Genomic DNA, 14,088 nt, shown 5'->3' with positions numbered 1-14,088 from the left:
CGATGGACTGGGCAGCGATCGTCGGCTGGCTCGACGCCCCGCACGCCGAGCTCGGCCGGCAGGTGCTGCAGCGTGGGACGGCGGTGATCTTCGCCGTCGCGTTCCTCTCGACGCTGCTGCAGTTCCCGGCACTGCTCGGCGAGCGCGGCCTCTCCCCCGCTCCGCGGTACATCGCCGCCGGGGCGCTCGAGGGCCAGCCGAGCATCTTCCGCTGGCACTACTCCGAACGCTTCCTGCGCATCCTCTGCGTCGTCTGCATCGCGATCGCACTCGCGCTCGTCGCGGGGCTGCCGCAGCTCGGCCCGCCGTGGCTGCCGATGCTCGCGTTCCTCGTGCTCTGGATCGTCTACCTCTCGATCCTGCCGATCGGCCAGGTGTTCTACGGCTTCGGCTGGGAGCTGCTGCTCTGCGAAGCAGGGTTCCTGGTCGCCTTCCTCGGCTCGGATGCGGTGGCACCGCCGACGCTCGCGCTGCTGCTCATCGTCTGGCTGGTGTTCCGGCTCGAGTTCGGCGCCGGCATGATCAAGCTGCGCGGCGGCCGCGAGTGGCGCGACCTGACGGCGCTCATGTACCACCACGAGACGCAGCCGATGCCGAATCCGCTCAGCCGCTGGGCGCACCTCGCGCCGGCGTGGTGGCACAAGGTCGAGGTGCTCGGCAATCACTTCGCGCAGCTCGTCGCACCGTGGGTGCTGCTCGTCTGCGCCCTCGGCGCGATCGGCGGGGTGCGCGGTGACGCGGCCGGCGTCACCGCGGTGCTCGGCGCCATCATGACCGCTGCTGCGGCGATCATGATCCTCACGCAGGGCTGGCTCGTGCTCACCGGCAACTTCGCCTGGCTCAACTGGATCACGATCGTGCTCGCGTTCGCGGCCGTCGACGATCGCGTGGTCGCGTGGCTGCTGCCCGCCTGGCCCGAGACTCGAACGTACGAGCCGACGCCGGTGTGGTTCGGCGTCCTCATCGCCCTCGTCTTCGTCGCCTACGCCTGGCTCTCGATCCCGTCGGCGCGCAACCTCGCCTCGGAACGCCAGCTCATGAACGCGTCGTTCAACCGGCTCCGGCTCGCCAACGCCTACGGCGCGTTCGGCACCGTGACGAAGCGGCGCGACGAGATCATCATCGAGGGCACGATGGCGGATGCGCCGGAGGACGGCGACTGGGTCGAGTACGGCTTCAAGGGCAAGCCCGGCGACGTACGACGGATGCCGGGCTGGTTCGCGCCGTACCACCTGCGCCTCGACTGGCTCATGTGGTTCCTGGCGCTCGGCCAGCGGGGCACGTGGTTCCGGGTGCTGCTCGAGCGGCTGCTCGAGGCCGACCGGCCGACCCTGCGACTGCTCGGCCATGACCCGTTCGACGGCGAGCGACCGCGCTGGGTGCGGGCGCGCGTCTACCGCTACCGCTTCGCCACCCGCGCCGAGCGGCGCGCGACAGGGCAGGTGTGGATGCGCGAGGACCGCGGGCTGCTCGTCGCGCCAATGGGACTCGCGCGGCGCTGACCGCACTGGGCCCGTTTCCGGTACCGATGTGTCGGTGCGAGGCACCCTCGACCGACACATCGGTACCGGAACCGGAGCAGGCCCGCGTCGCTGCCGAGCGGGCGGTCAGCTCGCGGGCTGCGGCGGCTGGGCGGAGGCCGCCCAGTCCACCCGCTCGCGCATCGCCCGCAGCGCGAAGATGACCGTCGCGACGCCCGACTGAGGCTCTTCGTGCGCGATCGAGCTGCGGTAGAGCGCGTCGATGGCCTCCTGCGAGGTCGCCGACGCGGCGTCGACGTCGCCGCGGTCGTGCCACGCGCGCAGCTGCACGGCGAGCGCCGCGACGGCATCGGCGGCGAGCCTCCGCTCGTCGCGCTCGAGCGTGATTTCGATCGGCCGGTCCCACGCTGCGGCCGCGAGCGCCTCGAGCACGTCGTCCATCCGGAAGACGACCGAGCGCAGCGCCGACACCGCCTGCTCGTCGGCGTCGAGGTCGTGCCGGTGCCACAGCATCCGCACGTTGAAGCGTCGCGCCTCACGCGCCTCGTCGACCTGCGCGTCGAGCGCGACGACACGGTCGCGGAGCTCCGGGCCCCACCCCGCCCAGTCCTCGCGCTCGGGTGGCCACTCGCCCCTGAGCGTGTCGGCGAGCACCTCTGTGCGCTCGGCGAGGTCGTCGACGGTGTCGTGGATCTGCTGCCGCGTCTCGCGGTCGTAGAGCGGCGGCATCGCCACGGCGTTCACCAGCACGCCGATCGCCATGCCGAGCGTGAACTGCCCGACGTAGCCGATCGCGTAGCCGTCGGCATCGACGCCGCCGAAGATGATGACGAGGAGCGCGACCACCGGCACGACGGTCGCGGCCTGGCCGAAGCGAGGGATGCCCTGCATGAGCACGGCGACCCCCGCGATCAGGCCGATCTTGGCGATGCCGGGCCACTCGACGGCGAGCAGGCTGACGCCGATGATCGCGCCCACCAGCATGCCGATCGCCTGCCGCAGCGCGGTGCGGGCGACGGTGAAGATGGTGGTGCCGGTCGCGACGAACGCCCCGAGTGGCGCGGCGTAGGCGTAGTCGGCCAGATCGCCGCCCATCCGGTTGGCGAGCAGCCAGGCGGCCATCGCGGCGAGCGCCGCGCGCACGGCGAGCGCGACACGGAACATCGGCAGGGCGCGGGCGACCGAGCGCTTCGCCACGCGCGCGGCGGCCTTCGCGTCGGGCGCGGCGGCGGTCATCGGCGCGAGCGCGCCCTCGCCGGTCACCTCGGGATCGGCGACGGACGCGGGCCCGGTGCCGGTCGTCGACGCCTCGTCGCGCCCACCCCCGTCGAGCGGGCCACCACGCGGCTCATCGGGTCGAGTCACGGAGCCACCGTAGTCCCCCATCGGGGGACGAGGCAGCCACCGGCGATCGCCGGATCCCCCGCGCTCGCTGCTGAGCGCCCGGACGCTGCAGTCCCCGATGCTGAGAGCATGGGGGCGTGCGGAGCGCAGTGAGGATCGCGGCGATGGTCATCGCGGCCACGCTGCTCAGCGGCTGCGTGCCGGGCGCGCTCGCTCCGACGCCGAGCCCCACCGCGTCCGCGACGCGCACGGCTGCGCCGGAGCCGTCACTGACACCGACGCCGTCCCCGCAGGCGACCCCCGTGCTGCTGGCGACCCTCGCCGCATCCGACGGGCTCGCGATCGTCGACCCGGACGCCCGGGCGCCGGTGCTCGACGTCGTCACGGTGGGGCGCGCGCCGTGGGGCGTCGCCGCCACGGCCGACACCGCCTTCGTCGCGACCGCGGAGGGGCTCGCGGTGGTCGACCTCGCGAGCCGGGAGCGCACAGCGCTCGTGCCCTACCTGCACGACGCGCAGCTGCATCCGCCAGAGTCCGACGCGTTCGGGGAGTACCGCGACGGCGGGCTCGGCATCGCCGTCTCGCCCGACGGCACCCGCGTGTACGTCGCCGTGCACCGCTGGCCCGACCCGGCCTGGCTCGAGGTCTTCGACGTCGAGCTGGGCGCCTTCGCCGGGAGTGCCGACGTCGGCGTGCGTCCGTTCGACGTGCTCGCTGACCCCGAGGGCGAGTGGGTGGCGACCGTCGACCACGACAGCTACACCGTGTCGCTCGTCGACACCGCGACGCTCGCGGTCGAGCACGTCGAGATCGCGCCGTTCGGCAACTTCGGCTTCGCGGGCTGGGAGAAGCCGCACTACGCCGCGCTGACCGACGACGGCCGGATCGCGCTGCCGTACCAGGGGCTCGTGACGGTGCTCCTCGATCCGGCGACGGGCGAGACCGAGCGGGTCGAGGCGTCGGCGAACTCGCACCAGCACGGCGTCGCGACCGCGCCCGACGGGCGACTCGTCTCCGCCGGCACCGGGCCGTTCGGCACGGCGACCGGGGGCACGAACGTCTCCTTCCTCGACCCCTCGGACGGCGACGAGGTCGTCGTGCCGCTCGCGCACCCGCACGAGACCGTCGCGATCTGGCAGCCGGAGGGCGACGGCGGCTGGGAGGCGGTGCTCGCCGGCGGCTTCACGCGCGACGGCTGGTGGGACGGCCTGACCCTCGTCGATCCCTCGGGCTCCATCCGGGAGGTGCCGCTCGTCGGGCGGCCGCAGCACGTCATCTCGGCGACCCTGCCGGCCTCCGCACCCTGAGCACAGCGAAGCGGGGCCGTTCCGGTGGGAACGGCCCCGCTGGTGCTGCGGTCACGACAGCAGCGTGCGTGCGAGTGCGTCCATCGAGGCGCGGTCGCGGGCTGCGACAGCGCGCTCGAAGGCGGCGGCCTCGCGGCGTGCCTGCTCGGTGACGACGGGCTCCAGGGCCCAGCGCTCGAGCAGTCGCGAAGCACTCAGTGCGAGCCGGCGGGGAGCCGGCAGCGAGAGGGTCAGGGTTGACATGGTGATGCTGCTTTCTGGCATGGCGATATCGCCCTGCGAATGGGCGTGCGATATCGCTGGAGGAATTGCGTATGAATTGCGCGACGAGCTGCACCATTCGGTGCGGATGCGCGGAATGCGACGAGCGCCGGACGGGTCGCGATGGACGCGGCCGCGCAGCTGTCGCTGATCAGCGAGATGTGAAGGGAGGCGCAGGGCTCAGATGCCTGCTGAGGCCTGGCGATCGCGATGCCTGTGATGGCATCGCGGGCCGGTGGCCCGTGCGCTCCGCGCTAGCGGATCCCGCCGGGGAGGAGGGCTCCAGTGGTCTGGATCTTGACGGTCATGAACACGAGCTCCTCCTTTCTCGACGTGCGGGAGTTCGCAAGAGCGAAGGTATACCGAGGTCGCGGCGGAATGCAAGCGGGATCGCGGAATTGGATGGATGAATTCCGAAATGGGGGACAGAGCGAGGTGGAATGGTCTCGACGCGGGCGGCGCGCGGGGCGCGCCGTCCGGCTCGACCAGCAGGGCGGGTGGTCTCGACTCGGGCGGCGCGCGGGGCGCGCCGTCCGACTCGACCAGCGAATCTAGGATTGGTCAGACCAATCTTGACAAGCAGCGCCCGCGTGCCGTAGCGTCCTGCACATTGGTCAGACCAATCGGTCCGACCGCTCGACGACGAGGGAGGCGACATGGACGAGACGCGCGAGGCGTTCGCGATCCAGCTGATCGGCCTCTCGACGCCCGAGCCCGACGGCTCCCGTCGTCTCTTCCCCGAGCGCGAGCTCTGCACCCGGCTCGACGTCAGCCGCGGCGCGCTCCGCGAGCGCCTCTCCGAGCTCGAGTCGATCGGCATCCTCTCCCGCCGCCAGGGCCACGGCACCTACCTGCAGGCGCCCGGCCCCGACGTCATCCGCACGTACTTCACCACCATGCGCGCTCTCGGCTTCCTCGACTCGAGCGAGATCGCCGAGGCTCGCGAGATGCTCGAGACCGTCGTCGCTGTGCAGGCCGCCCGCCGCGCCGGCGACGCCGACGCGGAGCGCCTCCGCGACCTCGTCGACGAGATGGTCGCGTGCACGGCAGCGGGCGACCACGACCGCGCGACCGAGGCCGACCTCGCGTTCCACGCCGAGCTCTTCGCCATCGTCGCCAATCCGGTCTTCACGATGGTCCACAACGGGCTCGCCCACGCGCTCGCGCAGGCGATGCACGAGCGCCGAGCCGCCGCGATCGCCGCTGAGGGCGTCACCGCCGACGGGCGGGCCGAGACCGACACCATCCACTACCCGATCGTCGAGGCGATCGCCGCGAACGACCCCGATGCCGCCCGCAGCGCGATCCGCCGGCACTTCGAGATCCACTCGCTCATCACGCTGGACACCGCCAAGGAGGGCACCCCGTGAGCACCCCATCCCCCGTCGTCTTCGTCGGACTCGGTGCCATCGGCACCCCGATGTCGCAGCGCATCGCGGCGGCCGGCTTCGCCGTCACCGGCGTCGACCCGTTCGAGGCGGCGCGCGAGCGCTCGGCAGCGGCCGGCATCCCCGCCGTCGCGAGCATCGCGGAGGCGCCCGCTGACGGCGACGTCGTCGTCATGGTCGCGACCCCCGACCAGCTCGATGAGCTCGTGGCGCAGGCCACCTCGGCGGGCGTCGCGGCGGGCCGCACGTGGGTCGTCATGTCGACCGTCGGCCCGGATGCCGTCCGTCGCGCCGGCGAGCAGCTCACGGCAGCGGGCGCCCGCGTCGTCGACGCGCCCGTCACGGGCGGCGTCGCCCGCGCCACGACCGGCGAGCTCATCATCTTCGCCGCAGGCGCAGAGCAGGACCTCGCCGCGACCGCCGACCTGCTCCGGCCGCTCGGCACCGCGCGCATCGTCGGCACCGACCTCGGGCAGGGCCAGGCGATCAAGGTCGTCAACCAGCACCTCTGCTCGGTGCACATCGTCGCGGCGGCCGAGGCGCTCGCGCTCGGCGAGGCGCTCGGGCTCGACAAGGCCGACGTGCTCGACCTCGTCGGCGGCGGCGCGGCCGGCAGCTGGATGCTCAGCGACCGCGGCCCCCGCATGCTGCAGGGCGCCGACGCCGAGGTCACCAGCACGATCGGCATCTTCGTCAAGGACTCCGGCCTGGTCGCGGATGCGGCCGCCGGCGTCGGCGCGGAGGTGCCGGTGCTCGCCGCCGCCCGCGAGCGCTACCTGCTCGCCGCATCCGCGGGGCTCGAGCGCCGCGACGACAGCAGCGTCATCGAGACCTACCAGCACTAGAACACGCGGCTCGGCCCCCCGGTCCGAGCGCAGCTCCCGCCACGGCCGATCCCGGCACGGGCTCACCACGCACGCACCCAGCACGAACGCCCGCGAGGCATGTTCGAGGAGGAACCATGTCCACCAGCAGCACCACCGACGCGCAGCCGCCAGTCGCGAAGAAGGACAACGCCGTCAAGGTGTCGCTCGCGTCGATGATCGGCACGGTCGTCGAGTCCTACGACTTCTTCATCTACGCGACCGCATCCGCCACCTACTTCGGCGCCGTCTTCTTCGCGACCGACGACCCGCTGGTCGGCGCGCTCGCCTCGTTCGCGACCCTCGCGATCGGCTTCCTCTTCCGTCCGCTCGGCGGCTACCTCGCCGGCCACTTCGGTGACCGCATCGGCCGCAAGCGCGTGCTCATCTGGTCGCTCGTGGTGATGGGCGTGGTGACGACGCTCATCGGCGTGCTGCCGACCTTCGCGACGATCGGCATCGCCGCGCCGATCATGCTCATCCTGCTGCGCGTCATCCAGGGCGTCGCCTACGGCGCCGAGTGGGGCGGCGCGGTGCTCATGGCCGTCGAGCACGCACCCACGCACCGCCGCGGCTTCTTCGGCGCGCTGCCGCAGATCGGCATCCCCGGCGGCCTGCTCGTCGCCAACGGCACGATCCTCGCGACCAGCGGCCTGCCGGGCGACTGGGCCTGGCGCGTGCCGTTCCTGCTCGCGAGCGTCATGGTGATCATCGGCCTCTTCATCCGCCTCAAGGTGGCCGAGAGCCCCGCGTTCGAGCAGGCGAAGGAGCAGGGCGAGCTGCTCAAGCAGCCCGCGCTCGAGACCCTCAAGCAGGACTGGCGCGTGATCGTCCGCATCATCGGCCTGCGCCTCGCCGAGACCGGCGGCTACTACGTGACCACCGCGTTCACCGTCACCTACGTCGGCCTCGCCTCCATCACGGCCGGCTCGAACGTGCTGATCGGCACGCTCGTCGGATCGGCGCTCGGGCTCGGCAGCCACCTGCTCTTCGGCGCGCTGAGCGACCGGATCGGCCGCAAGAAGGTGTTCCTCATCGGCTCGGTCTTCACGATCCTGTTCGGCATCCCGATGTTCCTGCTCATCAACACCGGCTCGCTCGTCATGATCGTCATCGCCATCGCGCTCTCGCTGCTGCTGAGCCACGACCCGATCTTCGCGGTCGAGTCGAGCTGGTTCTCCGAGCTCTTCCCCGCCAACCGCCGCACCTCGGGCATCTCGCTCGGCTACAACGGCGCCGCCATCATCGCCGGCTTCCTGCCCTTCATCGCCACCGCCGCCTACGGGTGGATGGGCTGGATGGGTCCGGCGCTGCTGCTCACCCTGCTCGGCGTCATCTCGACGCTGACCGCGATCACGGCTCGCGAGACCGCGCCCGCCGTGGTCGGCGCATCCGCCGCCGCATCCGACACCCGCATCGCAGAGAGGGTCTCCGCATGACCATCGCCGACACCGCCGCCCGCGTCGCGGGCAAGGACGGCCGCAGCCGCGACGAGCGCATCACCGCCGTCGCCGACAGCGCCTACCGGGCTCGCCACCACGCCCTCGACATGGGCGAGGTGCAGGGACAGGGCTACGTCGGGCAGGCGCTCGGCGCCGCCGACATGATGGCCGCCGTCTACGCCGACCAGCTGCGCTACGACCCGGCCGACCCGCACTGGGAGGGACGTGACCGCTTCCTGCTCTCCACCGGGCACTACGCGATCGGCTTCTACGCCGCGATCGCCGACGCGGGCATCGTGCCCGTCGAGGAGCTGCTCACCTACGCGACCGACGACTCCCGCCTGCCGATGTCGGGCATGGCGTCGTACACGCCGGGCATGGAGATCTCGGGCGGCTCGCTCGGCCACGGCCTGACGGTCGCGGTGGGCATGGCGCTCGCGCTGCGGCTGCAGGGCCGCTCGGACCAGCGCGTCATCAACTTCCTCTCCGACGGCGAGCTCGACGAGGGCTCGACGTGGGAGGCCGCGATGGGCGCCGCCCACCACCGCCTCGGCAACCTCACGGCGATGGTCGACATGAACGCGCTGCAGGCCGACGGCCCGACCGCGACGGTGCTGCGCATCGAGCCGGTCGAGGAGAAGTGGCGCGCCTTCGGCTGGCACGCCATCCGCATCGACGGCAACGACCCGGCGGCGCTCATCGACGCGCTGGACGAGTGCGCGGCGATCGCCACGGCCGACGGCCAGCCGCAGGTCATCATCTGCGACACGAAGGTCGGGCGCGGCGTGCCGCTGCTCGAGGAGCGCGAAAAGGCGCACTTCATGCGCATCGAGGAGCACGAGTGGCAGATCTGCCGCGAGCAGCTCACCGCAGGACGCGAGCAGGAGGCAGCGCGATGACCACCGCCACGAAGCCCAAGGGGCTCAGCACGAGCGCGATGATCGCGTCGTTCGCCGACCCCGGCCAGCGCACCGAGTCGGCCCCGTTCGGCCACGCCCTCGCGGCGCTCGCCGAGCAGGACGAGCGGATCGTCGGCCTGACCGCCGACCTCGGCAAGTACACCGACATGCACATCTTCGCCGAGGCGCACCCCGAGCGCTTCTTCCAGATGGGCATGAGCGAGCAGCTGCTCTTCGGCGCCGCCGCAGGCATGGCCGAGCTCGGCCTCGTACCGTTCGCGTCGACCTACTCGGTCTTCGCCGCGCGCCGGGCGTACGACTTCATCGCCCTCGACATCGCCGAGCCGAACCTCAACGTCAACGTGGTGGGTGGCCTCCCGGGGCTCACGACCGGCTACGGCCCGAGCCACCAGGCCACCGAGGACATGGCGATCTTCCGCGGCCTGCCCAACCTCACGATCGTCGACCCCTGCGACGCGCTCGACATCGCGCAGTCGGTGCCGCAGCTCGCCGCGCACGACGGCCCCACCTACCTGCGCCTGCTGCGCGGCAAGGTGCCGGCGGTGCTCGACGAGTACGACTACACGTTCGAGCTCGGCAAGGCCAAGGTGCTGCGGGGCGGCGCCGACGTCGTCTTCGTCTCGTCGGGCCTCATGACCATGCGTGCGCTGCAGGCGGCGGATGCGCTGGCGGCCCACAAGGTCGACGTGGCGGTCGTGCACTCCCCCACGATCAAGCCGTTCGACGCCGAGACCGTGCTCGCGGAGCTCGACACCCCGCGGCTCGCGTTCACGCTGGAGAACCACACGGTGGTCGGCGGGCTCTTCTCGGCCACGGCCGACGCCGCCGCGCAGCGGGGCCTCGGCAAGCGGATCGTGCCGATCGCGCTGCCGGACGAGTTCCTCGACGCCGGCGCCCTGCCGACGCTGCACGAGCGCTACGGCCTGTCGAAGGACCGCATCGTCGCGAAGGTGCTGGCCGAGCTGGGCTGAGCGGAACGAGGAGGGGCGGGGCGTCGGGCCCCGCCCCTCCGTCGTCGCTTGCGGTACCGATGTGCGGGTGCGGCCCGCCCGCATCCGCAGATCGGTACCGCAAACCGCGGGTCGCACCGCGTTGCGGTACCGATGTGTCGCTCGAAGGCGCAGGGAAGCGACAACTCCGTACCGCAACCCGCTTGTCGAAGCACGTTCAAGGCACCGATGCGCCCGCCCTCAGCAGGAGCTGGCGGCCACTCGGTGCCCCAACAGGCTCCGCGCCGCGACCCAGCGCTCAGCGGCTGAGCGACGCCTCCATGCGGGCCGCGATCACGTCGCGCGCCGAGGTGTTGTGCGCGCGCAGCACGCCGCGCGCGAGGTCGGCGTCGCCGCTCGCGATGGCCTCGACGATGGGCGCGTGCCGAGCGGCCGACATGTTGGCGATCGCGGTCTCCTGACCGGCCGCGGTGATGACCGCGCGCGCGAGCCCGCTCACCCGCCGCCACGATTCGACGAGCGTGTGGTTGCCGCTCGCGATGCAGATGGCCTCGTGGAACGCCAGGTCGGCCGCGACCTGATCGGCGATCGACGCCTGCTCGCTCTCCTCCATGCGCGCGAGCGCCTCGCGCAGCTGCGGCACGACCTCGTCGAGGTCGTCGCGCTGGCACACGACCTCGGCTGCCGCCGACTCGAGCGCGAACCGCACGTCGAAGATCTCGCGGACCTCCTCGGGCGTCACGACGCGCACCGAGAGCCGGCCGCGCGCATCCTTCGACAGCAGGCCCTCCTCCTCGAGGTGGCGCAGCGCCTCGCGCAGCGTGCCGCGGGAGACGCCGAGCGAGGCGCTCAGCTCGGTCTCGGCGAGGTGCGTGCCCGGTGCGAGCTCTCCGGTGCTCACGGCCGACCGCAGCCGGTCGAGGATCAGCTCACGCCGCGTGACGCGCTCGATCGATCCCAGGGATCGGAACTGCGCATCGACTGTCATGTTGCCCACGGTACCGAGCATTCCTTCCTTGTGCCCCGCGAACCGGGGGACAGATCAGCGCGTGCCGCGCTCAGTGCAGGTGGCTGGCGCCGTTGATGTCGATGTTCGTGCCCTGGAGGTAGGCGGCGTCGTCGCTCGAGAGGAACGCGAAGACGGCGGCGATCTCCTCGGTCGACGCGACGCGGCCGATGGGGATGTCGGCGGCGAGCTTCGCCTCCGATTCGGGCGTCGAGCCGACGCGGATGTTCGTGTCGACGGCGCCCGGCGTGACGGAGTTGACCGTGACGCCCGAGTCGGCGATCTCGCGAGCGAGCGCCTTCGTGAAGCCGAGGATGGCTGCCTTCGCGGCCGAGTAGGGCACCTTGCCGAAGACGCCGCCGCCGCGCTGGGCGGAGACCGACGACATGTTGACGATGCGGCCCCAGCCGGCGTCGAGCATCGCGGGCAGGAACGCCTTCGTGACGAGGTAGGTGCCGGTGGCGTTGACCGCCATGACCTTGTTCCAGAGCGCGAGGTCGGTCTCGAGGAACGGGACGGGCGAGGTGATGCCGGCGATGTTCGCGAGCGCGCCGACGGCGGGCAGCCGGCCGGCGTCGACCTCGGCCTGCACGGCGGCGTGGGCGGCCGTGACGGATGCCTCGTCGGCGACGTTCGCGGCGGTGCCGAACGCGGGCACGCCGTGCCGCTCGCCGATCTCGGCGGCGACCTGCGCCGCGCGGTCGCCGTCGAGGTCGAGGATGGCGATCCCCCAGCCGTCGCGGGCGTAGCGGTCGGCGACGGTCATGCCGATGCCTCGCTCGGACGCGGCGCCGGTGATCACGGCGGTGCGCGCGGTCGTGGTGCTGGTCATGATGCTCCTTGGATGTTCAGGGACGGATCGGTGAGGTCTGGATCGGCGTCGAGGCCGGCGACGAGCGGCGCCATGCGGGCCGCGGCGTCGCGGATCGCGTCGACGCGGGCGGCGCGCGCCTCGTCGCTCAGTGCGCCCGTCGCGTCGTCCGCGTAGGCGCGCGAGGGCAGCTCCAGCGCGAACCCGCCCGCGTAGCCGATGCCGTCGAGCGCCTCGAGCGCGGCGGCGAAGTCGACCTCGCCGTCGCCGATGGCTCGGCTGAACTCGCCCGGGACGGCATCGCGCAGGTGCACGTGGGCGATGCCGTCGCCCCACGCTCGGATGGTGTCGACGAGGTCGTCGCCCGCGGCGACGACGTGCGCGACGTCGAGGATCGGCCGCACGCCGCTGCCGGCGAGGCGCGCGTGCAGCGCGTCGGCGCGCTCGCGGTCGAAGCAGAGCCGCAGGAAGTGCAGCGACTCGACCCAGAGCTCGACGCCGTGGTCGGTCGCGAGCTGCCCGGCGCGTACGAGGGCGGCGGCGACCCGGTCGAGGTCGGCATCGAGGTCGACGATCGGCTCGTGGTCGAGGGCGCCGCAGGGCAGCACGAGCGCGTCGGCGCCGATCGCAGCGGTGAGGCGCACGAGGCGCTCGACGTGCGCCGCCTGGGCGTCGGTGTCGGCATCCGGGTCGTTGAACGCCCCGACGTCGCCGTTGACGCTGCGCACCCGCAGGTCGTGGGCCGCGATGGTCGCGGCGACCTGGGCGATCGCGGCGTCGTCGAGCTCATAGGGCACGTGATCGCAGACGCCGGGCAGCGCGCCGAGGTCGATCTCGGCGAACCCGAGCCGCTCGATCTCGACCAGCGCCTGCTCGAGCGTCAGGTGCTGGAACGAGATGGTCGAGCACCCGAGCCGGCTGGGGAGCGCCGACCCAGGCAGCCCGGCGACGACGTCGGTCATGGCAGCACGACGCCCTTGCGCGCGTCGCCCATCGGGATGGGCGTGTAGCGGGTCACCTCGACCGGGCTCGCGAGCAGGCCCTCGAGCTCGACGTTGAAGTCAGCGACCGGCGCGGCGGCGCCGTGCGCGTCGAGGGTCGCTGCGGAGTCCCAGTGCTCGATCATCGCGATCGTGCCGTCCTCGGCCTCCTGGATCGCGTAGAGGTTGCAGCCCTCCTCCTCGTGCACCCGCGGGATGACGCGCGCCATCGCCGCGAGCACCTGCTCGCGCTTGCCCTCCGCAGGCCGGAAGATGGCGGTGACCACCAGCGGCGCGTCGGTGCCGGATGCGTCGGTGCCCGTCGCGTCGGTGCTGGTCGCGTCGGTGCCGGTCGCGTCGGCGTTGGATCCGTCGGGTGCGGTCGAGTCGGTCATGGCTGTTCCCTCGTGTCGTCGTCAGCGCTGCGGCCGACGGATGGTCTGGTAGATGCCGGAGTGGTCGAGGCTGCCGTCGCCGGCGGCGGATGCGGCCTCGAAGAGCGCGAGCGCGGTGCGGGCGGCGTCGAGCCGCAGCCCCGCGTCGTCGGCCGCTTCGCGCGCGAAGCGGAGGTCCTTCACCTGGTAGTCGATCGTGCCGCCCGGCTCGAACGACTCGGTGATCCAGTGGTGCCGCTTCTGCCGCAGCACCTCGCTCGAGGCGAGCCCGGAGCCGAGCGCGTCGGCGAGGGTCTCGGCGTCGATGCCGCTCGCGCGGGCGAGGGCGAAGGCCTCCGACAGCGCGGTGACCGTCTCGGCGACGATGAGCTGGTTGCACAGCTTGGCCATCGCGCCGGTGCCGGTGCCGCCCATCCGCGTCACGCGCGAGGCGCACGGCTCGAGCAGCTCGGCGAGCTCGGCGACCTGCTCCTCGCTGCCGCCGACGAAGAAGCTGATGCGGCCCTCGGTGGCACCGAGCACGCCGCCCGACATCGGGGCGTCGACCACGTCGATGCCCTCGGCCGCGAGCTCGTCGGCCAGCTCGCGCAGCGCGACTGGCGACACCGTGCCGTGCACGACGAGCATCGGCTGCTCGACGCCCGCCGCCCGCCAGCCGGCGAGCAGCCCGTCGTCGCCCTCGAGCACCTCCCGCACCTGCGGCAGGTCGGGCAGCGCGGTGAGCACCACCTCGGCCGCCGCGGCGGCGGGCGTCGTGGCGACCACGACGTCCGCCGCCCCGTCGCGCCGTGCCTCATCTCGCCGTGCTTCATCACGGAGAGCCTCGGCGCGCGACGCACTGCGGTTCCAGACCGTCAGCGCGCCGCGCGCCGCGAGCCTGCGCGCCATCGGCAGGCCCATGGCACCTAGCCCGAGGAGGCTCAGCGAGCGGCTCATGAGG

At 72.6% G+C, this 14,088-nt stretch carries 14 protein-coding genes; 7 read left to right on the top strand and 7 right to left on the bottom strand.

Translation table 11 applies throughout. The features are described from left to right. Positions 1-2: 2 nt before the first annotated feature. Complete coding sequence (locus ACVWW9_RS06095) at positions 3-1,502, top strand: lipase maturation factor family protein (RefSeq protein WP_456514782.1); 1,500 nt, start codon at positions 3-5, stop codon at positions 1,500-1,502. Positions 1,503-1,607: 105 nt separating this feature from the next. On the opposite strand, the gene ACVWW9_RS06090 is transcribed toward ACVWW9_RS06095, so the two are convergent. Continuing rightward, positions 1,608-2,846: an FUSC family protein gene (locus ACVWW9_RS06090; RefSeq protein WP_456514781.1), complete on the bottom strand. Its 1,239-nt coding sequence runs from the start codon at positions 2,844-2,846 to the stop codon at positions 1,608-1,610. Between the two features lie 116 nt (positions 2,847-2,962). Between ACVWW9_RS06090 and ACVWW9_RS06085 the strand changes: the two genes are divergently transcribed. After that, positions 2,963-4,132: a YncE family protein gene (locus tag ACVWW9_RS06085; RefSeq protein ID WP_456514780.1), complete on the top strand. Its 1,170-nt coding sequence runs from the start codon at positions 2,963-2,965 to the stop codon at positions 4,130-4,132. Between the two features lie 51 nt (positions 4,133-4,183). On the opposite strand, the gene ACVWW9_RS06080 is transcribed toward ACVWW9_RS06085, so the two are convergent. Beyond that, positions 4,184-4,375, bottom strand: a complete 192-nt coding sequence (locus ACVWW9_RS06080; protein WP_354257099.1) for a hypothetical protein — start codon at positions 4,373-4,375, stop codon at positions 4,184-4,186. A 674-nt stretch (positions 4,376-5,049) separates the two neighbouring features. Here ACVWW9_RS06080 and ACVWW9_RS06075 point away from each other — a divergent pair. The 5 genes from ACVWW9_RS06075 (at position 5,050) to ACVWW9_RS06055 (ending at position 9,977) form a co-directional block, all read left to right on the top strand. Further along, the gene (locus tag ACVWW9_RS06075; RefSeq protein WP_123696804.1) at positions 5,050-5,763 is read left to right on the top strand and encodes a FadR/GntR family transcriptional regulator; all 714 of its coding nucleotides are present in this window, start codon (positions 5,050-5,052) and stop codon (positions 5,761-5,763) included. Further along, the gene (locus ACVWW9_RS06070) at positions 5,760-6,626 is read left to right on the top strand and encodes an NAD(P)-dependent oxidoreductase (RefSeq protein ID WP_456514779.1); all 867 of its coding nucleotides are present in this window, start codon (positions 5,760-5,762) and stop codon (positions 6,624-6,626) included. The genes ACVWW9_RS06075 and ACVWW9_RS06070 overlap by 4 nt, the downstream gene beginning before the upstream one ends. 116 nt (positions 6,627-6,742) lie before the next feature. After that, entirely contained in the window at positions 6,743-8,083 is a 1,341-nt protein-coding gene (locus tag ACVWW9_RS06065) for an MFS transporter (RefSeq protein ID WP_123696803.1), read from the top strand. Continuing rightward, the gene (locus ACVWW9_RS06060) at positions 8,080-8,985 is read left to right on the top strand and encodes a transketolase (protein WP_456514778.1); all 906 of its coding nucleotides are present in this window, start codon (positions 8,080-8,082) and stop codon (positions 8,983-8,985) included. The genes ACVWW9_RS06065 and ACVWW9_RS06060 overlap by 4 nt, the downstream gene beginning before the upstream one ends. Continuing rightward, on the top strand, positions 8,982-9,977 hold the full coding sequence (locus ACVWW9_RS06055; RefSeq protein ID WP_456514777.1) for a transketolase family protein: 996 nt from the start codon (positions 8,982-8,984) through the stop codon (positions 9,975-9,977). Before ACVWW9_RS06060 ends, ACVWW9_RS06055 begins: the two co-directional genes overlap by 4 nt. Positions 9,978-10,254: 277 nt before the next feature. Here the strand turns inward: ACVWW9_RS06055 and ACVWW9_RS06050 are convergent, their stop codons facing one another. The 5 genes from ACVWW9_RS06050 to ACVWW9_RS06030 form a co-directional block, all read right to left on the bottom strand. Then, entirely contained in the window at positions 10,255-10,944 is a 690-nt protein-coding gene (locus tag ACVWW9_RS06050; protein WP_123698466.1) for a GntR family transcriptional regulator, read from the bottom strand. A gap of 70 nt (positions 10,945-11,014) precedes the next feature. Next, a complete protein-coding gene (locus tag ACVWW9_RS06045) occupies positions 11,015-11,794 on the bottom strand; it encodes an SDR family NAD(P)-dependent oxidoreductase (protein ID WP_456514776.1) in 780 nt (259 codons plus the stop codon). Further along, entirely contained in the window at positions 11,791-12,735 is a 945-nt protein-coding gene (locus ACVWW9_RS06040) for a sugar phosphate isomerase/epimerase family protein (RefSeq protein ID WP_456514775.1), read from the bottom strand. Before ACVWW9_RS06040 ends, ACVWW9_RS06045 begins: the two co-directional genes overlap by 4 nt. After that, positions 12,732-13,148: a putative quinol monooxygenase gene (locus ACVWW9_RS06035; RefSeq protein WP_456514774.1), complete on the bottom strand. Its 417-nt coding sequence runs from the start codon at positions 13,146-13,148 to the stop codon at positions 12,732-12,734. The genes ACVWW9_RS06040 and ACVWW9_RS06035 overlap by 4 nt, the downstream gene beginning before the upstream one ends. A 21-nt stretch (positions 13,149-13,169) precedes the next feature. Next, the gene (locus tag ACVWW9_RS06030; RefSeq protein ID WP_456514773.1) at positions 13,170-14,084 is read right to left on the bottom strand and encodes an NAD(P)-dependent oxidoreductase; all 915 of its coding nucleotides are present in this window, start codon (positions 14,082-14,084) and stop codon (positions 13,170-13,172) included. Positions 14,085-14,088 lie beyond the last annotated feature (4 nt).

It is taken from the genome of Agrococcus sp. UYP33 (assembly GCF_054060915.1).
Note: the sequence above shows the minus strand (reverse complement) of the source record. Positions and strands in the feature narration are given on the sequence as shown.

Bases quoted from the DNA above. Each gene is read 5' to 3' on its own strand.
- ACVWW9_RS06095 (WP_456514782.1), top strand. From the start codon at position 3: ATGGACTGGGCAGCGATCGTCGGCTGGCTCGACGCCCCGCACGCCGAG.
- ACVWW9_RS06080 (WP_354257099.1), bottom strand. From the start codon at position 4,375: ATGTCAACCCTGACCCTCTCGCTGCCGGCTCCCCGCCGGCTCGCACTG.
- ACVWW9_RS06075 (WP_123696804.1), top strand. From the start codon at position 5,050: ATGGACGAGACGCGCGAGGCGTTCGCGATCCAGCTGATCGGCCTCTCG.
- ACVWW9_RS06065 (WP_123696803.1), top strand. From the start codon at position 6,743: ATGTCCACCAGCAGCACCACCGACGCGCAGCCGCCAGTCGCGAAGAAG.
- ACVWW9_RS06060 (WP_456514778.1), top strand. From the start codon at position 8,080: ATGACCATCGCCGACACCGCCGCCCGCGTCGCGGGCAAGGACGGCCGC.
- ACVWW9_RS06055 (WP_456514777.1), top strand. From the start codon at position 8,982: ATGACCACCGCCACGAAGCCCAAGGGGCTCAGCACGAGCGCGATGATC.
- ACVWW9_RS06050 (WP_123698466.1), bottom strand. From the start codon at position 10,944: ATGACAGTCGATGCGCAGTTCCGATCCCTGGGATCGATCGAGCGCGTC.
- ACVWW9_RS06045 (WP_456514776.1), bottom strand. From the start codon at position 11,794: ATGACCAGCACCACGACCGCGCGCACCGCCGTGATCACCGGCGCCGCG.
- ACVWW9_RS06040 (WP_456514775.1), bottom strand. From the start codon at position 12,735: ATGACCGACGTCGTCGCCGGGCTGCCTGGGTCGGCGCTCCCCAGCCGG.
- ACVWW9_RS06035 (WP_456514774.1), bottom strand. From the start codon at position 13,148: ATGACCGACTCGACCGCACCCGACGGATCCAACGCCGACGCGACCGGC.
- ACVWW9_RS06030 (WP_456514773.1), bottom strand. From the start codon at position 14,084: ATGAGCCGCTCGCTGAGCCTCCTCGGGCTAGGTGCCATGGGCCTGCCG.